The sequence below is a fragment of the Frigoribacterium faeni genome (assembly GCF_011761235.1).
GTDB lineage: Bacteria > Actinomycetota > Actinomycetes > Actinomycetales > Microbacteriaceae > Frigoribacterium > Frigoribacterium faeni_A.
Window position 1 is genome coordinate 185766 of record NZ_JAAOYW010000001.1, and the last position, 24320, is coordinate 210085.

The window sequence follows — 24320 nt, forward strand, 5'->3', positions numbered from 1 at the left end:
CAGTCGATCCGGAGCAGCGATGACCGACGCGACCACCCCCTCCTCGGCCCCGGCCGGCCCCGACGAGACGACGCCGGGCCCGGCTCCCGCCCCCTCCGACGACGCGGGACGGACGGTGCGGCCCGACGCGGTCCTGAGCGACGCCGCCGCCGAGCTCTTCGGGCGGCGCGGCGTCGGGGCGCTGGCCGAGAAGATGGGCATCGAGATCCTCGAGATGAGCGCCGAGCGCGCCGTCGGACGGATGCCGGTCGAGGGCAACACCCAGCCCGTCGGCATCCTGCACGGCGGGGCGCACGTCGTGCTGGCCGAGACGCTCGGCTCGGTCGCGGCCAACGTCCACGCCGGCGCCGGGCGCCTCGCGATGGGGATCGAGCTCAACGCGAGCCACAGCCGCTCGGCGGCGACGGGCTGGGTCACCGGCACCTGCACCGCCGTGCACCTCGGGCGGACCCTCGCCACGCACCAGGTGGTGATGACGGACGACCGGGGCCGGCTGCTCTCGACCGTCCGCATCACGAACTACCTCACCGACGCCCGCGGCTGACGACGGCGGCCGCGGCCTGGGGCCAGGGCCCAGACCTGACGCCGCACCCACCGGACGACGAGGAGAGGCCCGCCCCCACCGGGGACGGGCCTCTCTCTGGCGGTCTCGCTACTTCTTGACGCTGAGCTGCTCGATGATCGCCTGCGCGACGTCGTGCATGGTCAGGCGGCGGTCCATCGACGCCTTCTGGATCCAGCGGAAGGCCTCGGGCTCGGTCAGGCCCATCTTCTCGTTGAGCAGGCCCTTGGCCCGGTCGACGAGCTTGCGGGTCTCGAAGCGCTCGACGAGGTCGGCGACCTCGGCCTCGAGCGTGATGATCTGCGTGTAGCGCGAGAGGGCGATCTCGATCGCGGGCAGCAGGTCGTTCGGCGTGAACGGCTTGACGACGTAGGCCAGGGCGCCGGCCTCGCTGGCCCGCTCGACCAGTTCTTTCTGGCTGAAGGCGGTGAGCAGCACGACGGGGGCGATGTGGTTCTTGCTCAGGGTCTCGGCCGCGGAGATGCCGTCGAGCTTCGGCATCTTGACGTCCATGATGACGAGGTCGGGGCGGAGCTCGGTGGCGAGCGCGACGGCCGTCTCGCCGTCTCCGGCCTCGCCGACCACCTCGAACCCGTTGTCGCGGAGGATCTCGACGATGTCGAGACGGATGAGGGACTCATCCTCCGCGACGACGACGCGACGGGGTGCTGCTGGTGTTGCTTCCTGGTCACTCACGAAGCAGAGCCTACGGTATTCTCGCTGCGATCGTCGTGAGCCGGATTGGCGGAATGGCAGACGCGGGGCACTCAAAATGCTCTGTCCGAGAGGGCGTGTGGGTTCGAGTCCCACATCCGGCACGGTCGACCGTGGCTCCCCGGCGTGTGGGCCGTGCGGCCCCGTCAGGGAGGTCGTCCCGACGTGCCGCACCGAGCGGATCTCGACTTCCTGTGCCGAAACAGTGGACACGGGCCTCTCGTGCACTACGCTGGGGTGACTGGTTGTTGTGTTACGCATTTGTATCTCGCGACGTGCCAGGTCGGTGGTCCTCGGACCACGGGCCAGGGGGCGTCGTTCTCAGAGGGAGCGGACAAAAAGGCACCGCGACGAGCGATCTCGAAATCGAGATCGACAACTCTGATTGAAGGAACAAGAAAAATGGCAACAGGCACCGTTAAGTGGTTCAACTCCGAAAAGGGCTTCGGCTTCATCACCCCCGACGACGGATCCACTGACGTCTTCGCGCACTTCTCCGCGATCGCCGGCGACGGCTACCGCAACCTGGAGGAGAACCAGAAGGTCGAGTTCGACACGGCTCAGGGCAACAAGGGCCTCCAGGCCGAGAACATCCGCGTCATCTGACTCGGCGGCGTCCTCGAGACGCCGACAGGAGACGGTCTGACCGTCCCCGACCACAGGCCCCGATCTGCTCCGGCAGATCGGGGCTTCGTCATGTCCGGAGCGATCGGCGACCAGGCGCACCGGTCCGTCAGCGAGGACGAGGCAGGCCGAGGAGGCGCGCCACCGGTTCGTAGTCGGCCACCGCCTCCTGGTACTCACGGTCCGTCTCGTCGCCGAGCTCGCCGTCGGACAGCTCGGGCCCGGGGACCCGGGCGTCCCTCGCGGTGCGCGCCGCCCGCCACCGCACGGTCCTGCTCGACCACAGCGCGAGTTCGTCGCCCGTGGCGTCGTCGGGTGCCGACGCAGCCACGTCCCACGGCACGCGGACCGCGGGCAGCACCTCCCCCGGCTTGGGGGCGACGGTCCGGTCCGCGGCGGCCGCGTCGACGAAGAGGCGCCGGGTGCCGGCGGCCACGACCGCTCCGACCAGCCCGCCCGAGACGACGAAGGCCGCGAGGTCGACGAGGCCCTCCACGTGCCAGACCGCCCCGGCGACCGTGCCCATGAAGAAGGCGCCCGTCGCTCCCCCGGTCAGCGTCCACGCGTCGACGAGACGCGCCCGGCGCGAGGACCCGCCTCCGTCGTCTCGGACACGACTGCGCCGGGTGGCCTCGACGTCGTGGCCCGTGTCGCTGGGGACCACCCAGAGGACGCCGTCCACGACGAAGCAACGGGGGTGCGACGCGCCGACGGACATGCGGTGAGACTACGCCCGGCTCCCCGGGGCGAGCGCAGGGACGACGACGGCCGGGCCCCTCCGAGGAGGTGCCCGGCCGTCTGCCGCGCGGGGTGCCTGCTACTTGCTGGCGTAGGCGGGCGCCGCCTCGCCGTGGGCGTCGCCGACCCGGTGCACGCGCAGGTCGTTGGTCGACCCGGCGATGCCGGGAGGGGACCCGGCGATGACGATCACCTTCTCGCCCGAGAGGGCGAGGTCGTTGCCGAGCAGGATGTCGTCGACCTGCTCGAACATCGCGTCGGTGTGCGTGACGTTCTCGACCAGGAACGACTGCACGCCCCAGCTGACGGCCATGCGTCGGCGGGTCGCCTCGTTGGGCGTGAACGCCAGGATCGGGATGGAGTGGCGGAGGCGCGACATGCGTCGGACGGAGTCGCCCGACTCGGTGAACACGCAGAGGTAGCGCGCCTGGACGAACTCGGCCACGTCGGCGGCGGCCAGGGTGATGGCCCCGCCCTGCGTGCGGGGCTTCGTGCCGAGCGGGGGGATGCGCTCGAGACCGTGCTCTTCGGTGGAGGCGACGATGCGGGCCATGGTCTGCACCGTGACGACCGGGTACTCGCCCACGCTCGTCTCGCCGCTGAGCATGACCGCGTCGGCGCCGTCGAGGACGGCGTTGGCGACGTCGGACGTCTCGGCGCGCGTCGGGATCGGGCTCGAGATCATCGACTCGAGCATCTGCGTCGCGACGATGACGGGCTTGGCCATGCGACGGGAGAGCTCGACCGCGTGCTTCTGCACGATCGGGACCGCCTCGAGGGGCAGCTCGACGCCGAGGTCGCCGCGGGCGACCATGATGCCGTCGAACGCGTCGATGATGGCCTCGAGGTTGTCGACGGCCTGCGGCTTCTCGATCTTGGCGATGACGGGGACCCTGCGGCCCGCCTCGGCCATGATCTCGTGCACCCGCGTCACGTCGTCGGCGTCCCGCACGAACGAGAGGGCGATGAGGTCGGCGCCGAGGGCCAGGCCCCAGCGGAGGTCGGCCTCGTCCTTCTCGGAGAGGGCGGGGACGCTGACCGCGACGCCGGGCAGGTTGATGCCCTTGTTGTTCGAGACGGTGCCCGCCACGACGACCTCGGTCGTCACGGTCGTGCCGTCCGTCTCGAGCACGCGCAGCTTCACGCGGCCGTCGTCGATGAGGAGCGGGTCGCCCGCGGCGACGTCGCCGGGGAGGCCCTTGAAGGTCGTGCCGCAGATCTCGCGCGTGCCGAGCACGTCGTCGGTGGTGATCTTGAAGACGTCGCCGACGGCCAGGTCGTGCGGCCCGTCGGCGAACTTGCCGAGCCGGATCTTCGGCCCCTGCAGGTCGACCAGCACCGCGACGGGACGGGCCGCGTCGTCGGCCGCCTTGCGCACGTTGGCGTAGACGGACTCGTGCACGTCGTAGCTGCCGTGGCTGAGGTTCATCCTGGCCACGTCGACGCCGGCGTCGATGATGGCCCGGATGTCGTCGTAGCTCGACGTCGCCGGCCCGAGGGTGGCGACGATCTTTGCGCGTCTCATGTGTTCCTTACTGTGGGGATGAGGGTGGGACGGCTGAGCGCCTGTCCCGTCAGCCTATTCCCGGCGGGAGCCGGGTCAGACCGAAATCGCCCGATCCGTCGGCTTGACCGGGAAGGGCAGGATGGTCTCGCCCTCGAGCCAGGCGTCGACGGCGGACGCGGCGGCCCGCCCCTCGGCGATGGCCCACACGATCAGCGACTGCCCGCGGCCCGCGTCGCCAGTGACGAAGACGCCGGGCTCGGAGGTCTGGTAGTCGCCGCCGCGGTCGAGGTTGCCCCGCCCGTCGAACGGGACGCGCAGCTGCTGCTCGATGGCGTCGCGCTCGGGACCGGTGAAGCCGAGGGCCAGCAGCACGAGGTCGGCGGGGATTTCGCGCTCCGTGCCCGCCTTCGGCACGCGGCGGCCGTCGAGGTACTCGGTCTCGGCCACGCGCACGGCGCGGACCTCGCCGAACTCGTTCCGGAGGAACTCGACCGTGGAGGCGAGGTACATCCGCTCGCCGCCCTCCTCGTGGGCGCTCGCCACCTCGAAGAGCGTCGGGAAGGTGGGCCAGGGCTGGGACTCGGTCCGCTCCCCCGGGGGCTGCTGGCCGATCGCGAGGTTCGTGACGGACAGCGCGCCCTGACGGTGCGCGGTGCCGATGCAGTCGGCGCCGGTGTCGCCGCCGCCGAGGACGACGACGTGCTTGCCCTCGGCCGTGATCTGGTCGTCGACGCGGTCGCCCGCCCCGGCGCGGTTCTGCTGCACCAGGTACTCCATGGCGAAGTGGATGCCGGAGAGGTCGCGTCCGGGGATGTCGAGGTCACGGGGCACCGTGGCGCCCGTGGCGACGACGACGGCGTCGTAGCGGGCCCGGAGGTCGTCCCAGGCGATGTCGCGGCCGATCTCGACGCCGGCACGGAAGCGGGTGCCCTCCGCGCGCATCTGCGCGAGGCGCTGCTCGATCTGCTTCTTCTCCATCTTGAAGTCGGGGATGCCGTAGCGGAGCAGCCCGCCTATGCGGTCGTCGCGCTCGTACACGGCCACCGTGTGGCCGGCCCGGGTGAGCTGCTGGGCGGCGGCGAGGCCGGCCGGCCCGGACCCGACGACGGCGACGGTCTTGCCCGTCAGGCGCTCGGGAGGGTGGGGCGTGACCCAGCCCTGCTGGAAGGCCTGGTCGATGATGCTGACCTCGACCTGCTTGATGGTCACCGGCGGCTGGTTGATGCCCAGCACGCAGGACGCCTCGCAGGGCGCCGGGCACAGCCGTCCCGTGAACTCGGGGAAGTTGTTCGTCGCGTGCAGCCGCTCGCTCGCCTGTCGGCCCTCTCCCCGCCACATGAGGTCGTTCCACTCGGGGATGAGGTTGCCCAGCGGGCAGCCCTGGTGGCAGAACGGCACGCCGCAGTCCATGCACCGGCCCGCCTGCCGGCGGAGCTCGCCGCTCTCCTGCTGTTCGTAGACCTCCTTGTAGTCCATCAGTCGGACCGACACGGGACGTCGTCTCGGGAGCTCGCGCTTCTGGGTCTTCAGGAACCCCTTGGGATCAGCCACCGGTCACCTCCAGGATTCGCTTCCAGGTCTCGTCGCCATCGGGGTCGAGACCCTCGTCGACGGCCGTCTGCCGGGTGGCGAGGACGGCGGCGTAGTCGCGCGGCAGGACCTTGACGAACTCGGACGCCGCGGCGTCGAGGTCGGCGAGCAGGCGCTCGGCGACGGGCGAGCCCGTCTCGGCCAGGTGCCGCGACAGGAGGTCGGACAGGATCTCGACGTCGGCGCTGCCGAGCGGGTGCAGCTCGAGCTCGCCCGAGGCCAGCGACTCGGCGTTGACCCGCTCGCGGCGCAGCCGGTGCACGTAGGCGGTGCCGCCGGACATGCCTGCCCCGAGGTTGCGGCCCGTCTCGCCGAGCACGACGGCGAGCCCGCCCGTCATGTACTCGAGCGCGTGGTCGCCCACGCCCTCGACGACGGCGCTGGCCCCGGAGTTGCGCACCAGGAAGCGCTCCCCCACGATGCCGCGGATGAAGAGGCTGCCCTGCGTGGCGCCGTAGCCGATGACGTTGCCGGCGATGACGTTGTCCTCGGCGACGAAGGTGCTGTGCCGCGGGGGTCGCACGACGACGACGCCTCCGGAGAGCCCCTTGCCGACGTAGTCGTTGCTGTCGCCCTCGAGGCGGAGGGTGATGCCGGCGGGCAGGAAGGCGCCGAGCGACTGGCCGGCCGAGCCGGTCAGCGTGACGTCGATGCTGCCCTCGGGCAGTCCGTGCTCGCCGTGCCGCACGGTCACCTCGTGGCCGAGCATGGTGCCGACCGCGCGTTCGGTGTTGCGGATGGGCAGCGAGATGCGGACCGTGCCGCCGTTCTCGAGCGCGTCCGTGCTGCGGGCGATGAGCTGGACGTCGAAGTGCGACTCGAGGTCGTGGTCCTGCGCGCGACGGTTGCGACGGGGCTCGTCGTCGTCGAAGTGCGGGCCGACGAGGACAGGCGCCAGGTCGAGGCCGGACGCCTTCCAGTGCTCGAGCGCACGGTCGACGTCGAGCGCGTCGGTCCGGCCGACGGCCTCGTCGAGGCTGCGGAAGCCGAGGGACGCGAGGATCTCGCGCACCTCCTGCGCCAGGAACTCGAAGAAGTTGACCACGAACTCGGGCTTGCCCGAGAAGCGCGCCCGCAGCTCGGGGTTCTGCGTCGCGACGCCCACGGGGCAGGTGTCGAGGTGGCAGACGCGCATCATGATGCAGCCCTCGACGATGAGGGGCGCCGTGGCGAAGCCGAACTCCTCGCCTCCGAGCAGCGCGGCGATGACGACGTCGCGGCCCGTCTTCATCTGACCGTCGACCTGGACGACGACGCGGTCGCGCATGCCGTTGAGCATGAGGGTCTGCTGCGTCTCGGCCAGGCCGATCTCCCACGGGGTGCCCGCGTGCTTCAGCGAGTTGAGGGGGCTCGCGCCCGTGCCGCCGTCATGGCCCGAGACGAGCACGACGTCGGCGAGGGCCTTCGTCACGCCCGCCGCGACCGCGCCGATGCCCGACTGGCTGACCAGCTTCACGTGCACGCGGGCGGCGGGGTTCGCGCGCTTCACGTCGAAGATGAGCTGCTTCAGGTCTTCGATCGAGTAGATGTCGTGGTGGGGCGGGGGGCTGATCAGGCCCACGCCCGGCGTCGCGTGACGGGTGCGCGCGACCCAGGGGTAGACCTTCGTCGGGGGCAGCTGGCCGCCCTCGCCGGGCTTCGCGCCCTGGGCCATCTTGAGCTGGATGTCGGTGGCGTGCGTCAGGTACATGCTCGTGACGCCGAACCGGCCCGAGGCGACCTGCTTCACGGCGCTGCGCCGCTCCGGGTCGAGCAGACGGTCGACGTCCTCGCCGCCCTCGCCCGTGTTGGACTTGCCGCCCAGCCGGTTCATCGCGACGGCCAGCGTCTCGTGCGCCTCCTTCGAGATCGAGCCGTAGCTCATCGCGCCGGTCGAGAAGCGCTTGACGATCGCCTCGATCGGCTCGACCTCGTCGAGCGGCACGGGCTGGCGGACCCCGTGCCGGAACGAGAAGAGCCCGCGCAGGGTCATGAGGTCTTCGGACTGGTCGTCGACGAGCTTCGTGTACTCGCGGAAGATGTCGTAGCGGCGCGTGCGCGTCGCGTGCTGCAGCCGGAAGACCGTGTCGGGGTTGAACAGGTGCCGCGGGCCCTCTCGGCGCCACTGGTACTCGCCGCCGGTCGCCAGGCGCTCGTGCGCGACGACGGAGCCGTCGGTCGGGTAGGCGCTCGTGTGCCGCTGCTGGTTCTCGGCGGCGACGACGTCGATGCCCACGCCGCCCAGCACGCTCGACGTGCCGGTGAAGTACGTGTCGACGAACTCCTGGCTGAGGCCCACGGCCTCGAACGCCTGGGCCGCGGCGTAGCTCGACACGGTCGAGATGCCCATCTTCGACATGATCTTGAGCACGCCCTTGCCGAGCGCCTTGATCAGGTTGTGGACGGCGTCCTCCGGCGTGACGCCGGTGATCATGCCCGACCGGACGAGGTTCTCGCAGGTCTCCATGGCGAGGTACGGGTTGACGGCCGACGCGCCGTAGCCGATCAGCGTCGCGACGTGGTGCACCTCGCGGACGTCGCCGGCCTCGACGATGAGCCCGACCGACATGCGCTTCTCGGTGCGGATGAGGTGGTGGTGCACCGCGGCGAGCATGAGGAGGGAGGGGACGGGGGCGAAGTCCTGGTTGGAGTCGCGGTCCGACAGCACGATGAACTCGGCGCCGGCCTCGATGGCGTCGTCCACCTCGTTGCACATCGCCGCGATGCGCTTCTCGAGGGCCCGCGGGCCCTTGTCGGCGCGGTAGAGGCCGCGGATGGTCGACGTGACCCGCGAGCCGGGGCTGGGGTCGATGTGCTGGATCTTCGCGAGCTCGTCGTTGTCGATGACCGGGAAGTCGAGGACGACCTGTCGGGCGTGCTCCGGGGTCGCCGACAGGAGGTTACGCTCCGGGCCGAGCCCGAGCGAGAGCGACGTGACGACCTGTTCGCGGATGGAGTCGAGCGGCGGGTTCGTCACCTGGGCGAACTGCTGCGTGAAGTAGTCGAAGAGGAGGCGCGGGCGCTCGGACAGGACCGCGATCGGCGTGTCGCTGCCCATGGCGCCGAGCGGCTCCGCGCCGGTCTTCGCCATCGGCGTGAGCAGGATGCGGACTTCTTCTTCGGTGTAGCCGAAGGTGCGCTGACGACGGATGACCGAGGCGGGGGTGTGCACGATGTGCTCGCGCTCGGGCAGCTCGGAGAGCCGGATGCGGCCCTGGGCGAGCCACTCCCCGTAGGGCGCGGAGGCGGCGAGGTCGCGCTTGATCTCGTCGTCCTCGACGATGCGGCCCGCCTCGGTGTCGACGAGGAACATCTTGCCGGGGCGCAGCCGGCCCTTGCGCACGACCTTGGCCGGGTCGATGTCGGGCAGCACGCCGATCTCGCTGGCGAGCACGACGAGTCCGTCGTCGGTGACGAGGTAGCGCCCGGGGCGCAGGCCGTTGCGGTCGAGGGTGGCCCCGACGAGGCTGCCGTCCGTGAACGTGATGGCGGCAGGGCCGTCCCACGCCTCCATGAGCATCGAGTGGTACTCGTAGAAGTCGCGGAGGACGGGGTCGATGTCGACCTGGTTCTCCCACGCCTCCGGCACCATCATCATGATGGCGTGGGGCAGCGAGCGGCCGGTGAGGCTGAGCAGCTCGACGACCTCGTCGAAGGAGGCCGAGTCGCTCGCGCCGGGGCTGACCACGGGCAGCAGGGGCTTGAGGTCGCCCAGCAGCTCGGACTCGAGCTGCGACTGACGGGCCCGCATCCAGTTGCGGTTGCCGCGCACCGTGTTGATCTCGCCGTTGTGCGCGATCATCCGGAACGGCTGCGCCAGCGGCCACGAGGGGAACGTGTTCGTCGAGTAGCGCGAGTGGACGACCGCGAGCTTCGAGGCGAAGCGCTCGTCGCTGAGGTCGGGGTAGAAGGGCTCGAGCTGCAGCGTCGTGACCATGCCCTTGTAGACCATGGTGCGGCTGCCGAGCGAGGTGAAGTAGGCGCCCAGCTTCGACTCGGCGCGCTTGCGCAGCCGGTAGGCCTGGCGGTCGAGGGCGACGCCGGCCAGGAGCTCGCCCTCGGCGTCGCGACGACGGCTGCGGACGAAGAGCTGCTCGAAGGCGGGCATGGCGCCGCGTGCCAGCGAGCCGAGTTCGTCGGGGCGGACCGGGACCTCGCGCCAGCCGAGCACGTCGAGCTGCTCGAGGTCGGCGATGCGCTCGACGCCGGTCTTGAGCTCGGCGCGCTCCTGCTCGTCGACGGGCAGGTAGGCGATGCCCACCGCGTACCGGCCCGCCTCGGGCAGCTCGAAGTCGACGACCTCGCGGAGGAACGCGTCGGGGACCTGGCACAGGATGCCGGCGCCGTCGCCCGTGCCCGCGTCGGACCCGATGGCGCCGCGGTGCTCGAGGTTGCGCAGCGCGCCCAGGGCCGCGTCGATGATGTCGTGGCCCGGCGTCCCCCGGAGGGTGGCGACCATGGCGAGGCCGCAGGCGTCCTTCTCGTTGGCCGGGTCGTACAGGCCCGCAGCAGCGGGGACGGTGCTGAACTGCTGGTGAACTGGCGTGAGCGCCATGTGATCCGTCCTCAGGGGGAGATCCGATGGGGGTCGGGACGTCGTCGGCCCGTCGTCGTGTCGGCGGCGCCGGGGCGACCGTCGTCGGCAGGTGCTGTCCGGGCCGTGGTTCGGGGCCCGGGTGCGGCGCAGCGTGTCTTCCCGTGGCTGCTTGTGGCAGTCGTGAGGCGGTGCTCGTCGCGGAGGGAGCCCCTGGGTGACCGGGCCGATCCGTCGGTGCTGACGTCGGTGCCCGTCGGCCTCAGGGGCGAGGCGTGGTCTCGGTGTTGTGGTCCGATGATGCCACGGTGACGAGTTCGGGTTCGTCGTCCTCCGTGTACGTGTCGCGCGAGTCTACCTCAGCCGCGCGGTCCGACGGCGCACGGCCGGGGACGTACGGACCGGGCAGGAGGCCCGTGTGCCGACGCGACGCGACGACCCAGATGACGACACCCAGGACGATCGCCGCGAACGACGCCCACACGTTCGTGCGGATGCCCAGGAAGAGCAGGCTGGGGTCGGTGCGGATCGACTCGAAGACCGAGCGGCCGATGCCGTACCAGACGAGGTAGAAGGCCAGGGCGCGGCCCCACTGGAGCGGCGTCTTGCGCTCGATCAGCAGGAGCACGGCGACGCCGGCGAGCATCCAGACGATCTCGTACAGGAACGTCGGGTGGAAGAGCGTGCCCTCGGGCAGGCCGACGGGGTAGGCGGGGTTCGTGGACTCGATCTCGAGGCCCCACGGCAGGTCGGTCGGCAGGCCGAAGAGCTCGTGGTTGAACCAGTTGCCGAGACGACCGAAGGCCTGGGCGACGAGGAGACCGGGAGCCAGGGCGTCGGCGAACACCGAGAAGCGCAGGCCGGAGGCGCGGCAGCCGAGCCACACGCCGAGCGCGCCGAAGAGCAGGGCGCCGTAGATGGCGAGGCCGCCCTCCCAGATGAAGAGGATGTGGACCATGCGCTCGGCCGAGGAGAAGTAGTCGGCCGGGTGCGTGACGACGTGGAACAGGCGGCCCCCGACGATGCCCAGGGGCACGGCGAAGATGGCGACGTCGACGACGACCCACCGCTCGGCGCCACGGTCGACGAGACGCTTGTTCGTGAGGAGGACCGCGGCGACGATGCCCACCAGGATGCAGATCGCGTAGGCGTGGATGCGCAGCGACCCGGGCAGCTCGGCGCCGAACGTCGAGTTGATCCAGCTCGTCAGGTCGAAGTACTGCCAGTCGACGGAGGGGCTCGGGATGCTCAGGGGGACGAACACGGTCGGGGCGCCTTTCAGGGGGGACTACGGGACGCCGGCGGGCCGACGCGAGGACGACTCTAGCGCGGGCGGGTCGTCAGCTCGGGACGGCTGCGCCGGTCGACAGGTCGGCGGCGACCTCGGCCAGCCGCGGCAGCCCGCCCTCGGCGAGGGCACGCACGAAGGCCGAGCCGACGATCGCTCCGTCGGCGTACTCGAGCACCTCGCGGACCTGCTGGGCGGTCGAGATGCCGAGCCCCACGCAGGCGTGCTCGACGCCGACGGCCCGGAGGCGGTCGACCAGCGTGTGCGCGGCGGCGTCGACGTCGGTGCGGGCTCCGGTGATGCCCATCGTGGACACGGTGTACACGAAGCCCCGGCTGCGCTCGACCGACTGCCGGAGGCGGTCGTCGCTCGACGACGGAGCCGCGAGGAACACGCGGTCGAGACCGGCGGCCTCGGAGGCGGCCAGCCACGCGCCCGCCTCGTCGGGGATGAGGTCGGGCGTGATGAGGCCCGCTCCCCCGGCGGCGGAGAGGTCGTCGGCGAACCGCTGCACGCCGTACTGCTCGACCGGGTTCCAGTAGGTCATCACGACCACGGGGGCGGACGTGCGGGAGGTGATCTCGCGGACGGCCGTGAAGACGTCGCGCACGCGGAAGCCCTCGGCCAGCGCGCGCTGCGTCGCGGCCTGGATGACCGGGCCGTCCATCACCGGGTCGGAGTAGGGCAGGCCCAGCTCGATGACGTCGACGCCGTTCTCGGCGAGGGTCACGGCGGCGTCGATGCTCGTCGCGAGGTCGGGGAAGCCGACGGGGAGGTAGCCGATGAGGGCGCCGGTGCCGGCGTCTCGACGGGCGCGGATGGCCGCGGACACCTTGCTGGCGGCCTGCGGGGCGGGTGCGGTGTCGGTCACAGCTGCTGCGCCTCCTCGTCGAGGACCCCGAAGTAGCGGCTCGCGGTCGCGACGTCCTTGTCGCCGCGCCCGCTCATCGACACCAGGATCGTCCAGTCGGGGTGGCGCTGGCCGAGCTTGATGGTGCCCGCGAGGGCGTGCGCCGTCTCGATCGCCGGCAGGATGCCCTCCGTCTGGGTGAGCAGGCGGAACGCGGCCATGGCCTCGGCGTCGGTGACGGGCTCGTAGTGGGCGCGTCCGCTCTCGGCGAGCCAGGCGTGCTCGGGGCCGACGCTCGGGTAGTCGAGGCCGGCGGAGATGGAGTGGCTCTCGAGGGTCTGGCCGTCCTCGTCTTGCATGAGGTACGACTTCGTGCCCTGCAGGTTGCCGATGCGGCCCAGCGTGATCGAGGCCGCGTGACGGCCCGTCTCGACGCCGTCGCCGCCGGCCTCGTAGCCCCAGAGCTCGACGGTGGGGTCGTCGAGGAACGCGTGGAAGATGCCCATCGCGTTGGAGCCGCCGCCGACGCAGGCCGTCACGGCGTCGGGCAGGGCGCCGGTGAGGGCGAGGACCTGCTCCCGGGCCTCTTCGCCGATGATCTTGTGGAAGTCGCGCACCATGGCCGGGAAGGGGTGCGGCCCGGCGACCGTGCCGAGCACGTAGTGGGTCGTGTCGACGCTCGCCACCCAGTCGCGCATGGCGTCGTTGATGGCGTCCTTCAGCGTGCGCGAGCCGGTCGTCACGGAGACGACCTCGGCGCCGAGCAGGCGCATCCGCGCGACGTTGAGCGCCTGGCGCTCGGTGTCGACCTGGCCCATGTAGACCACGCACGACATGCCGAAGAGGGCGGCGGCCGTGGCCGTGGCGACGCCGTGCTGGCCCGCTCCGGTCTCGGCGATGAGGCGGGTCTTGCCCAGCTTGCGCGCGAGCAGGGCCTGGCCGAGCACGTTGTTGATCTTGTGCGAGCCGGTGTGGTTGAGGTCTTCGCGCTTGAGGAGGATCCGGGCTCCCCCGGCGTGCTCGGCGAACCGCGGCACCTCGGTCACGATCGACGGGCGACCGGTGTAGGTCGCGTGCAGGGCGGCCAGCTCGGCCTGGAACTCGGGGTCGACGGCGGCGGCCTTGTAGGCCGCGTCGAGCTCGTCCAGGGCCGCGACCAGCGACTCGGGGACGAAGCGCCCGCCGAAGGAGCCGAAGTACGGCCCGGTCTCGTCTCGCAGTGCCACGGTCAGACCTCCAGGAAGCGGGTGAGCGCGTCGACGGGGTCGCCGTGCGTGACGAGGGCCTCGCCCACGAGCACGACGTCGGCGCCGGCGCGACGGTAGTGCGCCACGTCGGCGGGCGACATGACGGAGGACTCGGCGACGCGGGTGACGCCGGTCGGGATGGAGTCGGCCAGACGCCCGAACAGGTCGGGGTCGAGCTCGAAGGTGGAGAGGTCGCGGGCGTTGACGCCGAGCAGCTCGGCCCCCGCGTCGAGCCCGCGCGACACCTCGTCGGCCGAGTGCGTCTCGACGAGGGCCGTCATGCCGAGCTGGCGCACGAGGTCGTGCAGCTCGACCAGGCGGGCCTGCTCGAGGCCGGCGACGATGAGGAGCACGAGGTCGGCGCCCGCGGCACGGGCCTCGAGGACCTGGTACGGGTCGGCGATGAAGTCCTTGCGCAGCACGGGCACCTCGACGGCGGCGCGGACGGCCTCGAGGTCGGCCAGGCTGCCCTTGAACCTGCGGCCCTCGGTCAGGACGCTGATGGCGCTGGCGCCGCCCGTCGCGTACGACGAGGCCAAGGAGGCGGGGTCCGGGATCGCGTGCAGGTCGCCTCGCGAGGGACTCGCCCGCTTCACCTCGGCGATGATCTTGACGCCCGCGGCCGGGGCCAGGGCGGCGCGGGCGTCGAGCGCCGGCGCACGGTCGAGGGCCGCGGCCTCGACCACGGCGGCGGGCACGACGGAGCGTCGGGCGTCGGCGTCGGCCAGGGCGCCCGCGTACAGGTCGTCGAGCACCTAGTTGTGCGCCTTCGGCACGTAGCGGTGGCCGCCGACGCCGTAGCCGGCGCGCTTGAGCACGAGGCCCACGACGAGGCCGACGAGCAGCAGCGCGGCGGAGGCCCACACGACCCAGACGACGGCGAAGAAGAACGCGACCGTGCCGATGGAGAACGCGACGAGCATGATCACGACGGCCGTCCAGGCCGCCGGGGAGTTGCCGTGGCCGAGGTCGTCGGCGGTCTCGGTCTCGGCGGCTTTCGTCATCTGCTGGCTCACGGTGCTCCTCGGATCAGTGCGGTACTGGCTGAGTCTACCGGCCGGGACGACCGTCGGCGTCCGAGAGCGGGTCCGTGCCCTCGACCGGCGGGGCGGGCTCGTCGGGGTCGGTCGGGTCGTCGCCGACGGAGAGGCTGTCCCAGGTGGCGCTCGGGTCGCTCGTCGGGTCGGCGGGCACCAGGCGGGTGCTGGTGTACTTGCGGCCGGCCTGCGGCCACGAGCCCGAGGTGACGACGATCGCGACGCCCAGGAGCGCGGCCAGGACGCCGACGACGAGGGCGAGCCACGGCCACGGCGTCGCCGCCGTCGACGAGACGAGGGCCCGCAGGCTGTCCTGTCCGTCGACGCCGGTCGCGTCGGTCACGACGCTCCCGGAGGCGCGGACGGGGTCGGCCAGGGCCGTGCCCGCCGTCAGCGCGACGCTGGCGCCGAGGGCCACCTGCAGCAGACCCAGCACGACCCGGAAGACCCGGCCCGCGATGGTGAGGGCGCCGACGAGGGCGAGGGCCGCCAGGGAGAGGGCGGACACGGGCGAGCCGGCCACGTCTCCCGCCGCCGTCAGGTCGAGCCGGCCGCCCTGGGGCGAGTCGACCACGACGCCGAACCAGGGCTGGGTCCAGGAGAGCAGCCCGAGGCCCGCGAGCACGACGCCCACCAGGATCGTGACGAGCTTGAGCCGGCGCGGCGTCATCGCCCGAGCCTCGTCATGGCGTTGGCCACGGCGACGGCGCGCAGGGGGGCCGCGGCCTTGTTGCGCGCCTCCTGCGCCTCGGCGACGGGGTCGCTGTCGGCCACGAGCCCGGCGCCGGCCTGCACGCGGGCGGTGCCGCCCTGGAGCAGCACGGTGCGGATCGCGATGGCGACGTCGGCCGAGCCGGCGAAGTCGAAGTAGCCGACCACTCCCCCGTAGACGCCGCGTTGGGCGGGCTCGAGCTCGTCGATGATCTCGAGGGCGCGGGGCTTCGGGGCCCCTGAGAGCGTGCCCGCCGGGAACGTCGCACGGAACGCGTCGATGGCGTTGCGCCCGGGGGCGAGGTCGCCCTCGACGCTCGACACGAGGTGCATGATGTGGCTGAAGCGCTCGACCTGCATGAACTCGGTGACCTCGACCGTGCCCGGCGTGCACACCTTCAGCAGGTCGTTGCGGGCGAGGTCGACGAGCATGAGGTGCTCGGCGCGCTCCTTCTCGTCGCCGAGCAGGCGGTCGGCGTGCAGGCCGTCCTCCTCGGGCGTGGCTCCGCGGGGGGCCGAGCCCGCGATGGGGTGCGTGAAGGCGCGCCGCCCGTCGACCTTGACCAGCGCCTCGGGCGACGAGCCGACGATCTGGTAGGGCTCGCCGTCGGCGTCCTCGAGGCTCACGAGGTACATGTACGGGCTGGGGTTGAGCGTGCGCAGCACCCGGTACACGTCGAGGGCGTCGGCGGTGACCTCGTGGTCGAACCGCTGTGACACGACGACCTGGAAGACGTCGCCGTCGCGGATGAAGCGCTTGGACCGCTCGATCGCGGCCGCGTAGTCGTCGACGGTCGTCCGGTCGACCGGTGTCGGCTGCACCCCGAGGTCGACGTCGGAGAGGTGGGCCTCGCTGGGCGCCGCCAGGTCGGACTGCAGCCGGTCGAGCCTGGCCTGGGCGTCGGCCCAGAGGGCGTCGCCGTCGTCGACGCCGTCGTTCAGCACGGTGGCGATGAGCATGACCGCCCCGGTGCGGTGGTCGAGGGCGACGAGCTCCGACACGAAGCTCAGGGCCTGCGAGGGGACGGAGAAGTCGGCGGGCGGGACCTCGGGCAGGTGCTCGAGCTCGCGCACCGCCTCCCAGCCGACGAAGCCGACCAGGCCGCCCGTGAGGGGCGGCAGGTCGGGGATGCGGGGCGTCGCCCACCGCTCGTGCAGGGCCGACAGCACCTCGAGGGGCCGGCCCGTGGCGCCGCCGAGGGCCCGGTCGGCCTCGAGCCCGTGGGCGAGCCAGCGCGCCTCGCCCTCGTGCGTCGTGAGCACGCCGAACGACGACACCCCGACGAACGACCAGCGCGACCAGATGCCGCCCTGGCCGGCCGACTCGAGCAGGAACGTGCCGGGACGGCCCGCGGCGAGCTTGCGGTAGATGCCGACCGGCGTCTCGCCGTCGGCGAAGAGGTCGCGCACGACCGGCACCACGCGGTGACCGGCGAGCAGGGCGTCGAACGCCGGGCGCGTCGTCGAGGAGCGGTCAGCCACGGCCGGCCTCCCCTGCGGTGTCGTCCCCGGCGTCGTCCGCCTCGGACGTCGCGTCCGCCGCGTCCGCCCCGACCGTCGCCGAGGAGGCGGTGGCCGGGCTGAGGGGGTCGACGTCGAAGCACGAGCGCGCCCCGGTGTGGCAGGCGGCGCCGATCTGCTCCACCGTCACCAGCAGCGCGTCGTCGTCGCAGTCGAGGGCGGCGGCCCGGACGAACTGGGCGTGGCCCGACGTGTCGCCCTTGCGCCAGTACTCCTGCCGGGACCGCGACCAGAAGGTCACCCGGCCCTCGGTCAGGGTGCGGCGGAGCGCCTCCTCGTCCATCCAGCCCATCATGAGGACGTCCTTCGTGACGACGTCCTGGATGACGGCCGGCAGCAGGCCGCTCGCGTCGAAGCGGGCGCGGGCGACCACGGGCTCGACGGTCTCGCGGGTCAGCGTCTGGTCGGTCACGGTGGGCTCCCTCGTCATCGGACGACGGCGCCGGACGCCGCCAGCTCGCGCTTCACGTCGGCGACGGTCAGCTCGCGGTTGTGGAACACGGAGGCGGCGAGCACGGCGTCGGCCCCCGCCGCGACGGCCGGGGCGAAGTGCTCGAGCGCGCCGGCGCCTCCCGACGCGACGACGGGCACCCGGCTGTTCTCGCGCATCAGGGCCACGAGCTCGAGGTCGAAGCCCTGCTTCGTGCCGTCCGCGTCGATGCTGTTGACGAGCAGCTCGCCCGCGCCCCGCTCGATGGCCTCTCGGGCCCACGCCACGGCGTCGACGTCGGTCTCGGTGCGGCCGCCGTGGGTCGTGACCACGAAGCCCGAGGGCATGCGCGTCGACCGCTTGACGTCGAGCGAGAGCACGACGCACTGGGCGCCGAAGCGGTCGGCGATCTCGCCCACGAGGGCCGGCCGGGCGATCGCGGCGCTGTTCACGCCGATCTTGTCGGCGCCGGCAGCCTGCAGGCGGGCGACGTCGTCGGTCGTGCGCACGCCGCCGCCGACGGTGAGCGGGATGAAGACCTGCTCGGCGGTCGCCCGGACCACGTCGTAGGTCGTCGCGCGGTCGTCGACGGTGGCCGTCACGTCGAGGAACGTGATCTCGTCGGCGCCCTGCTCGTAGTAGGTGCGCGCGAGCTCGACCGGGTCGCCGGCGTCGCGCAGGTCGAGGAAGTTGACGCCCTTGACGACGCGGCCGGCGGCCACGTCGAGGCAGGGGACGACCCGGACGGCGAGGGTCGCGTCGGCGGTCGTCACGGTCAGAGCCTCGCGGCGTGGATCGGGCTGACCAGGATGGCGCGGGCCCCGAGGTCGTAGAGGGCGTCCATCACCTGGTTCGTGTCGCCGCGGGGCACCATGACCCGGACGGCGGCCCAGTCGGCGTCGTGCAGGGGCGCGACCGTGGGCGACTCCATGCCCGGCGTGACGGCCGTCGCGGCCTCGAGGGCCGTCATCGGCACGTCGTAGTCCATCATCACGTAGCGGCGCGCGACGAGGACGCCCTGGAGGCGGCGGTGCAGCACGTCGATGCCGGCGGCGTGGGCGTCGGAAGCGATCAGCACGGCCGTCGACTGCAGGATGACCGGGCCGAAGACCTCGAGCCCCGCGGCCCGCAGGGTCGTGCCGGTCTCGACCACGTCGGCGATGGCGTCGGCGACGCCCAGCTTGACGGCGCTCTCGACGGCGCCGTCGAGCCCGACGAGTTCGGCCGTCACGCCCGCCTCGCGGAGGAACGCACCGACCAGGCCGACGTAGCTCGTCGCGACGCGCAGGCCCTCGAGGTCGGCCAGCTCGCGGAACCGGCCCGCGGGACCGGCGAAGCGGAAGGTGGAGGAGGCGAAGTCGAGCGGCGCGATCTCGCCGGCGGTCGAGCCCGAGTCGAGCAGCAGGTCGCGGCCGGTGATGCCGACGTCGAGCGCGCCCTGGCCGACGTAGGTCGCGATGTCGCGCGGGCGCAGGTAGAAGAACTCGACGCCGTTGCGCTCGTCGGCCTGGTACAGGGACTTGGGGTCGCGGCGGCCCTGGTAGCCCGCCTCGTGGAGCATCTGGCTGGCGGTCTCGCTGAGGGAGCCCTTGTTGGGCACTGCTACGCGGAGCATGGTGGGGAGCTGTCCGTTCTGGGGCCGCCGGTCGGCGGCGTCGCGTCGTGAGGTGGTGGAGACGGGCTCAGAGATGTCGCCACACGTCGTCGGGCGTCAGGCCCTTCGCGACCATGAGCACCTGCACGTGGTAGATCAGCTGCGAGATCTCTTCTGCCGTGGCGACGTCGCCCTCGTACTCGGCGGCCATCCACACCTCGGCGGCCTCCTCGACGATCTTCTTGCCGATCTGGTGGACGCCGGCGTCGAGCTCGGCGACGGTGCCGCTGCCCTCGGGACGGTCGCGGGCCTTGAGCTGGAGCTCGGAGAACAGCTGGTCGAAGGACTTCACGACGACAAGGCTACCGTCGCGGCGGCGGCCCGGAGCGCGGCGATGCGCTCGGCGGGCTCGCCGCCGTAGACGGCCGAGCCGGCGACGATCGTGTCCGCGCCGTTCGCGACCGCCGTCGTGATGGTGTCGGGGCCGATGCCGCCGTCGACCTCGAGCCAGACGTCGAGGCCGGAGGCGCGCACGGCCTCGCGGGCACGGGCCAGCTTGGGCATCGTCTCGGGCATGAAGGACTGCCCGCCGAACCCCGGCTCGACCGTCATGACGAGGATCATGTCGAACGCGTCGAGCGTGCGCAGGTACGGCTCGACGTCGGTGCCCGGCTTGACGGCGACGGAGGCGCGGGCGCCGTTGCTGCGGATCGCGCGCGCCGTGGCGACGGGGTCGGCGGCGGCCTCGGCCGAGAACGTGACCGAGAAGGCGCCGAGCTCGGCGTAGCGCGGGGCCCAGCGGTCGGCGTCGTCGACCATGAGGTGCACGTCGAGCGGCACCGGGCTGACCTGCTGGATGCGCTCCACGACCGGGAGGCCGAGCGTCAGGTTCGGCACGAAGTGCCCGTCCATGACGTCGACGTGGACGAGGTCGGCGTCGGCGATGCGGTTCAGGTCGCGCTCGAGGTTGGCGAAGTCGGCCGAGAGGATGCTGGGGCTGATGCGAACGGGCACCGGGCGATCCTACCGGCGACGCGCCTCCTCGATCCTCAGGCCCGCTTGCGCACCAGGGCGACGAACATCGCGTCTGTGCCCTGGCGGTGCGGCCACAGCTGCACGTACGGGCCGGACGCGAGGTCGACCTCGCCCAGGGCCACCCGCGAGACGGCGGCGGGCCCGTCGAGCAGCTCGGCGTCGTCGCGGCGACGCAGGCCCGACTCGACGATCGCCCGGGTCTCGGCCAGGTGCGGCGAGCAGGTGACGTAGGCCAGGAGGCCGCCCGGCGCGAGGGCGTCGAGGGCGCTCGCGAACAGGTCGGCCTGCAGGCGCGTCAGGTCGCCGACGTCGGCCGGCTTCTTGCGCCACCGGGCCTCGGGTCGTCGGCGGAGCGCGCCGAGCCCGGTGCAGGGGGCGTCGAGCAGGACGCGCTGGTAGGCGCCGGGCTCGTCGACGCCGAAGCGCACGGCGTCGCCCTCGCGGACGTCGACCTCGCCCGGGACCGCCTCGAGCGCCTGCCGGACGAGGCCGGCGCGCGCCGGGACGAGCTCGTTGGCCACGAGCCGGGCGCCCACGCGGGCCGCCTCCGCCGCGAGCAGGGCCGCCTTGCCGCCGGGACCGGCGCACATGTCGAGCCAGCGCTCGCCCGGTGCGGCCTCGTCGTGACGGCTGAGCAGCAGCGCGGCCAGCTGCGAGCCCTCGTCCTGCACGCGGGCGCGGCCCTGGCGGACGACGGGCTGCTGGGCGGGGTCTCCCCCCGAGCTGACCCGCGCCACGGGCGAGAGCAGGGCGTCGTCGCCGCCGAGCTCGGACGCGTCGGCCAGCCCGGGCAGCGCCACGAGGCTGACCCGCGGCGGCACGTTGTCGGCGGCGAGCAGCTGCACGAGCTCGTCCTGCCGGCCCTCGGCCGCGAGCGAGCGCCGCAGCGCGCGGATGACCCAGACGGGGTGGGACCACTCCGCGGCGAGGCGGTCGTCGTCGCTCGTCGCCGCGGCGAGGACGCGCTCGCGCCACTCGTCGGGCGTGGACCGGCCGACGGTGCGCAGGACGCCGTTGACGAAGCCCGTGCCGGCGCGGCTGCCGACCTGCCGGGCGAGCTCGACCGACTCGTCGACGGCGGCGTGGGCCGCGACCCGGGTCGAGAGCAGCTGGTGCACCCCGAGCCGGAGCACGTCGAGGAGCGCCGGATCGATCGCGTCGGCCGGGCGCCGGGCCGCGAGGGCGACGACGCGGTCGTAGTAGCCCGACATGCGCAGGGTGCCGTACGTCAGCTCGGTCGCCAGGGCGGCGTCCTGGGCGTCGAGGCCGGCGCGCACGATGCGGGCGGGCAGGAGCAGGTTCGCGTAGGCGTCGTCGTCCTGGACGGCGCGGAGCACGTCGAGGGCGACCTGCCGGGCGGGCTGGACGCGGCTCACGCGCCCGCCTCCCGGCCTGCGGCGGACAGGAGCGACAGGTCGTCGGCGTCGGCGAGCCCCCGGCTCCAGTCGGCGCCCGGCATGGGCCTCTTGCCCGGCGGCTGCACGACGACCAGCTCGAGCGGCTCGGTGCCGGTGCCCACGAGGAGGCGCCGGCCGCGGAGCTCGAGCCGGCCGGGCTGCAGGGGCGCCTCGCCGGCCTGTGCGGGGCGGAGCTCGAGCACCTTGAGGCGCCCGTCGCCGAGGGGCAGGTGGGCGCCCGGTTCCGGCGTCGTGCCGCGCCACCGGTCGAGGACCCGGCGGGCGGGCTGCCCGAGGTCGAGCGCGCCGTCCTCGAGCCCGAGCTTGGGCGCGAGCGTCACCTCGCCCGTCTGCACGACGGGCACCGCGCTGCCGGCGGCGATCCGGTCGATCGTCTCGCGCAGGAGGACCGCGCCGTCGACCGCGAGCTCGCCGAGGAGCGCGCCCGCGGTCTCGGTGCCGTCGAGGGGACGCTCGAGCAGGCCGAGCACGTCGCCGGCGTCGAGCTCGGGCACGAGCTGGAAGACGACGGCGCCCGTCAGGTCGTCGCCCGCCACGAGCGCGCGCTGCACCGGGGCGGCTCCACGCCACCGCGGGAGCAGCGAGAAGTGCAGGTTGACCCAGCCCAGCCGGGGAGCCGACAGCACGGGCTCGCGGAGGAGGGCCCCGAAGGCCACGACGACCCCGAGGTCGGCGTCGAGGCCCGCGATCTGCGCGGCGACGTCGTCGGTGACCCGGCGCGTCTTGACGACGGGCAGGCCGAGTCGCTCCGCCTCGACGGCGACGGGGGTCGGCGTGAGCACACGGCGCCGCCCCTGGGGCGTGTCGTCACGGGTGACGACGGCCACCACCTCGTGCTCGCTCGCGGCGAGGGCGGTCAGGGAGGGGACGGCGGCCGACGGGCTGCCGGCGAAGACGAGGCGCACGGGATTCCTGGGGGTCAGTCGGTGAAGGGCTCGACGTCGTCGAACCGCACCCTGAGTGTAGGCAGCCCCCGACCACGCCGTGAGCCGATCGCCCGGCGGCGTTCCGTGGCGGCACGGATCACCTGCGACCGCAGCACCTGGGCGACGTCGTGACCGCTCGCGTAGTCGAACCGGACGATCGCCCGCACGCCCGCGTCGGGCACGTCGACCGGGCCGAGCGTCTCGCGGCGCACGCCCTCGGGCAGCTCGTCGAGGGCGCGGGCCACGGTCTCGACGCCGCCCGTGACGGTGGCGACGCGCACGGCCGGCGGGAAGCGCAGCTCGCGTCGGTCGGCGAGCTCACCGGAGGCGTAGCGGGCGAGCTCCCACGTGGCGAGGGCGGAGGCGATGGCCCCGCCGACGCCGACGAGCACGACCGGCGCGCGTCGAGCCGCCAGGGCGGCGGCGTTGGCCCACCAGCGGAGGCAGTCCTCGGCCACGCGGAGGCTCTCCCGGGCGAGCATGCGTTCGCCGTCGAGCAGCAGCACCGCCCTGTAGCCCCCGGGCGCGAGGGGCTCGGCCCCCCGGGTGGCGACCACGATCGCGGGCTCGGCGTCGACGTGCGTGACCAGGCGCTGGCCGTCGGACACGATGACCCGCACCCCGGGGAACGCCTTTCCCAGCTCGTCGGCGGTGCGGGAGGCCCCGGTGCCGACGGCCTTGACGTGCGTCCCCTCGCAGGTCGAGCAGCGCCAGCCGACGGCGAGGGCGCCGCACCACGAGCAGGCCGGCTGGGCGCCCTGCGCGCGCTGCACGAGGGGCCCGCCGCACCGCGTGCACCGGGCCGTGTCGCCGCACTCGGTGCAGGCGAGACGGGGCGAGTAGCCCGGGTGCGCGACCTGGACGAGCACCGGGCCGTGCTCGACCGCCGCGCGCGCCTCCGTCCACGCGGTCGACGGGATGCGGGCCATCGCGGCGAAGCCGTCCTGGGCGGCCTGCTGGGAGGTGGGGACGACGTGCGGCTGGTACCGGGGGTCGGGACGCACCTCGGCCAGGAACCCGATCTCGACGAGCCGCTGCACGTCGGTGCTGCGGGCGTGCCCGAGGAACACGAGCGCCGTCTGCTGCTGCGACTGCCGCACGAGCGCCGTGTCGCGGGCGTGCACGTAAGGGCTGAGGGGCTCGCCCAGCAGGGGGTCGCCGTCGTCGAAGACGACGATCAGGCCGAGACGGGCGGAGGGGGCGAGCAGGACCGACCGGTTGCCGACGAGCACGAGGGGCTCATCGCCGCGGGCACGCAGGACCGACCGGTAGCGGTCGGCGTTCGACTGCTTCGAGTCGAGGCGCACGACGCTCTCGGGCGGGAGCAGCGCGGCCAGGGCGCGCAGGACCTGGTCTTCGTCGCGGTGGTCGGGGACGGCGACGATGGCGTTCTCGCCCGCCGCCAGGGCGACCGAGGCGAGCTGCGCCACGGTGAGGGCCCACCGGCCGACCCACGCGCCGTCCGGCAGCTCGACCAGGAGGGGGATCGCGTCGACGGCCGCACGGCCGCGCGCCGCGACGATGCCCGCCAGCTGGTCGGCCCGGTAGCCCGTCACCTCGCTGGCGACGACGGTCGGGGGCTCGACGGTCTCGCCCGACTCGGCCGCCGCGACCGCCGCCGCGAGCAGGGCCTTCTCGACCCGGGCCTGACGGGGCGGCACCGCCAGGCGCAGCACGTCGCTGGCGGAGCCGCCGGCACGGTCGGCCACGGCCCGGGCCAGCGCCCACACCTCGGGCGCGAGCACGGACGCCGTCGAGACGACCGCCTCGACCTCGCTGAGCTCGCCCCCGTGGGCCGACGACTCGACCACCTCGACGACGAAGCCGTCGGCGATGCGGCCGGCCGACCGGAGGGGCACCTTGACGCGGATGCCCGGCGCCACCTCGTCGCGGAGGGAGGCCGGCACGGCGTAGTCGAACAACCGGTCGAGCTGGGGCAGCGGCGACTCGACCAGCACCCGTGCCACGGCCCGGGCCGGGGTCCGTTCGCTCGGGACGGGCACGGTCATGCTCGC

General features: G+C 73.1%; 22 protein-coding genes and 1 tRNA gene. 3 read left to right on the top strand and 20 right to left on the bottom strand.

Annotated features, from left to right (window positions below; genetic code table 11):
* Positions 1-19: 19 nt before the first annotated feature.
* Positions 20-544 (top strand): PaaI family thioesterase, encoded by a 525-nt coding sequence (locus FHR78_RS00850; RefSeq protein ID WP_166758648.1) that lies wholly within the window; start codon positions 20-22, stop codon positions 542-544.
* 108 nt (positions 545-652) lie between these two features.
* Here FHR78_RS00850 and FHR78_RS00855 read toward each other — a convergent pair whose 3' ends face one another.
* Positions 653-1258, bottom strand: a complete 606-nt coding sequence (locus tag FHR78_RS00855; protein ID WP_146900783.1) for an ANTAR domain-containing response regulator — start codon at positions 1256-1258, stop codon at positions 653-655.
* A 39-nt stretch (positions 1259-1297) separates the two neighbouring features.
* On the opposite strand from FHR78_RS00855, the gene FHR78_RS00860 reads away from it, so the two are divergent.
* Together FHR78_RS00860 and FHR78_RS00865 are read left to right on the top strand one after the other, a co-directional pair.
* Positions 1298-1380: transfer RNA gene (locus FHR78_RS00860), tRNA-Leu, on the top strand.
* Positions 1381-1678: 298 nt separating this feature from the next.
* Positions 1679-1882, top strand: coding sequence for a cold-shock protein (locus FHR78_RS00865; protein ID WP_055797427.1), 204 nt, complete (start codon positions 1679-1681; stop codon positions 1880-1882).
* Between the two features lie 127 nt (positions 1883-2009).
* On the opposite strand, the gene FHR78_RS00870 is transcribed toward FHR78_RS00865, so the two are convergent.
* The 19 genes from FHR78_RS00870 to FHR78_RS00960 all read right to left on the bottom strand — a co-directional run bounded on the left by FHR78_RS00870 (position 2010) and on the right by FHR78_RS00960 (position 24314).
* A complete protein-coding gene (locus FHR78_RS00870) occupies positions 2010-2618 on the bottom strand; it encodes a hypothetical protein (protein WP_166758649.1) in 609 nt (202 codons plus the stop codon).
* A 99-nt stretch (positions 2619-2717) separates the two neighbouring features.
* Positions 2718-4163, bottom strand: coding sequence for a pyruvate kinase (pyk, locus tag FHR78_RS00875; protein ID WP_166758650.1), 1446 nt, complete (start codon positions 4161-4163; stop codon positions 2718-2720).
* Positions 4164-4238: 75 nt separating this feature from the next.
* The gene (locus tag FHR78_RS00880) at positions 4239-5696 is read right to left on the bottom strand and encodes a glutamate synthase small subunit (protein WP_166758651.1); all 1458 of its coding nucleotides are present in this window, start codon (positions 5694-5696) and stop codon (positions 4239-4241) included.
* Positions 5689-10269: a glutamate synthase large subunit gene (gene gltB, locus FHR78_RS00885; protein ID WP_166758652.1), complete on the bottom strand. Its 4581-nt coding sequence runs from the start codon at positions 10267-10269 to the stop codon at positions 5689-5691. Before gltB ends, FHR78_RS00880 begins: the two co-directional genes overlap by 8 nt.
* A gap of 241 nt (positions 10270-10510) precedes the next feature.
* Complete coding sequence (lgt, locus tag FHR78_RS00890) at positions 10511-11512, bottom strand: prolipoprotein diacylglyceryl transferase (protein WP_166758653.1); 1002 nt, start codon at positions 11510-11512, stop codon at positions 10511-10513.
* Positions 11513-11588: 76 nt separating this feature from the next.
* Positions 11589-12407 carry a tryptophan synthase subunit alpha gene (gene trpA / locus FHR78_RS00895; RefSeq protein ID WP_166758654.1) on the bottom strand — a complete coding sequence of 273 codons (819 nt, stop codon included), beginning with the start codon at positions 12405-12407 and terminating at the stop codon, positions 11589-11591.
* The gene (gene trpB / locus FHR78_RS00900; protein WP_166758655.1) at positions 12404-13612 is read right to left on the bottom strand and encodes a tryptophan synthase subunit beta; all 1209 of its coding nucleotides are present in this window, start codon (positions 13610-13612) and stop codon (positions 12404-12406) included. The genes trpA and trpB overlap by 4 nt, the downstream gene beginning before the upstream one ends.
* A gap of 2 nt (positions 13613-13614) precedes the next feature.
* Positions 13615-14388 carry an indole-3-glycerol phosphate synthase TrpC gene (gene trpC / locus FHR78_RS00905; RefSeq protein ID WP_166758656.1) on the bottom strand — a complete coding sequence of 258 codons (774 nt, stop codon included), beginning with the start codon at positions 14386-14388 and terminating at the stop codon, positions 13615-13617.
* Positions 14389-14637, bottom strand: coding sequence for a DUF6704 family protein (locus FHR78_RS00910; protein WP_123547220.1), 249 nt, complete (start codon positions 14635-14637; stop codon positions 14389-14391).
* 46 nt (positions 14638-14683) lie between these two features.
* Positions 14684-15340: a Trp biosynthesis-associated membrane protein gene (locus FHR78_RS00915; protein ID WP_166758657.1), complete on the bottom strand. Its 657-nt coding sequence runs from the start codon at positions 15338-15340 to the stop codon at positions 14684-14686.
* On the bottom strand, positions 15337-16863 hold the full coding sequence (locus tag FHR78_RS00920) for an anthranilate synthase component I (RefSeq protein WP_166758658.1): 1527 nt from the start codon (positions 16861-16863) through the stop codon (positions 15337-15339). Before FHR78_RS00920 ends, FHR78_RS00915 begins: the two co-directional genes overlap by 4 nt.
* The gene (gene hisI / locus FHR78_RS00925) at positions 16856-17332 is read right to left on the bottom strand and encodes a phosphoribosyl-AMP cyclohydrolase (protein ID WP_208392735.1); all 477 of its coding nucleotides are present in this window, start codon (positions 17330-17332) and stop codon (positions 16856-16858) included. The genes FHR78_RS00920 and hisI overlap by 8 nt, the downstream gene beginning before the upstream one ends.
* The gene (gene hisF, locus FHR78_RS00930) at positions 17329-18105 is read right to left on the bottom strand and encodes an imidazole glycerol phosphate synthase subunit HisF (RefSeq protein WP_166758659.1); all 777 of its coding nucleotides are present in this window, start codon (positions 18103-18105) and stop codon (positions 17329-17331) included. Before hisF ends, hisI begins: the two co-directional genes overlap by 4 nt.
* Before the next feature lie 2 nt (positions 18106-18107).
* Positions 18108-18947, bottom strand: a complete 840-nt coding sequence (hisG, locus tag FHR78_RS00935; protein WP_166758660.1) for an ATP phosphoribosyltransferase — start codon at positions 18945-18947, stop codon at positions 18108-18110.
* A gap of 67 nt (positions 18948-19014) precedes the next feature.
* Positions 19015-19278: a phosphoribosyl-ATP diphosphatase gene (locus FHR78_RS00940; RefSeq protein ID WP_166758661.1), complete on the bottom strand. Its 264-nt coding sequence runs from the start codon at positions 19276-19278 to the stop codon at positions 19015-19017.
* Entirely contained in the window at positions 19275-19940 is a 666-nt protein-coding gene (rpe, locus tag FHR78_RS00945) for a ribulose-phosphate 3-epimerase (protein WP_166758662.1), read from the bottom strand. Before rpe ends, FHR78_RS00940 begins: the two co-directional genes overlap by 4 nt.
* 35 nt (positions 19941-19975) lie before the next feature.
* Positions 19976-21337, bottom strand: coding sequence for a transcription antitermination factor NusB (locus FHR78_RS00950; RefSeq protein WP_166758663.1), 1362 nt, complete (start codon positions 21335-21337; stop codon positions 19976-19978).
* Positions 21334-22284 (bottom strand): formyltransferase family protein, encoded by a 951-nt coding sequence (locus FHR78_RS00955; RefSeq protein WP_166758664.1) that lies wholly within the window; start codon positions 22282-22284, stop codon positions 21334-21336. The genes FHR78_RS00950 and FHR78_RS00955 overlap by 4 nt, the downstream gene beginning before the upstream one ends.
* 14 nt (positions 22285-22298) lie before the next feature.
* Positions 22299-24314, bottom strand: coding sequence for a primosomal protein N' (locus tag FHR78_RS00960; RefSeq protein WP_166758665.1), 2016 nt, complete (start codon positions 24312-24314; stop codon positions 22299-22301).
* Positions 24315-24320 lie beyond the last annotated feature (6 nt).

Excerpts from the sequence above, each read along its gene's own strand:
- FHR78_RS00850 (WP_166758648.1), top strand. The coding sequence starts at position 20 with ATGACCGACGCGACCACCCCCTCCTCGGCCCCGGCCGGCCCCGACGAG.
- FHR78_RS00865 (WP_055797427.1), top strand. The coding sequence starts at position 1,679 with ATGGCAACAGGCACCGTTAAGTGGTTCAACTCCGAAAAGGGCTTCGGC.
- FHR78_RS00870 (WP_166758649.1), bottom strand. The coding sequence starts at position 2,618 with ATGTCCGTCGGCGCGTCGCACCCCCGTTGCTTCGTCGTGGACGGCGTC.
- pyk (WP_166758650.1), bottom strand. The coding sequence starts at position 4,163 with ATGAGACGCGCAAAGATCGTCGCCACCCTCGGGCCGGCGACGTCGAGC.
- gltB (WP_166758652.1), bottom strand. The coding sequence starts at position 10,269 with ATGGCGCTCACGCCAGTTCACCAGCAGTTCAGCACCGTCCCCGCTGCT.
- FHR78_RS00910 (WP_123547220.1), bottom strand. The coding sequence starts at position 14,637 with ATGACGAAAGCCGCCGAGACCGAGACCGCCGACGACCTCGGCCACGGC.
- FHR78_RS00915 (WP_166758657.1), bottom strand. The coding sequence starts at position 15,340 with ATGACGCCGCGCCGGCTCAAGCTCGTCACGATCCTGGTGGGCGTCGTG.
- hisI (WP_208392735.1), bottom strand. The coding sequence starts at position 17,332 with ATGACGAGGGAGCCCACCGTGACCGACCAGACGCTGACCCGCGAGACC.
- hisG (WP_166758660.1), bottom strand. The coding sequence starts at position 18,947 with ATGCTCCGCGTAGCAGTGCCCAACAAGGGCTCCCTCAGCGAGACCGCC.
- FHR78_RS00960 (WP_166758665.1), bottom strand. The coding sequence starts at position 24,314 with ATGACCGTGCCCGTCCCGAGCGAACGGACCCCGGCCCGGGCCGTGGCA.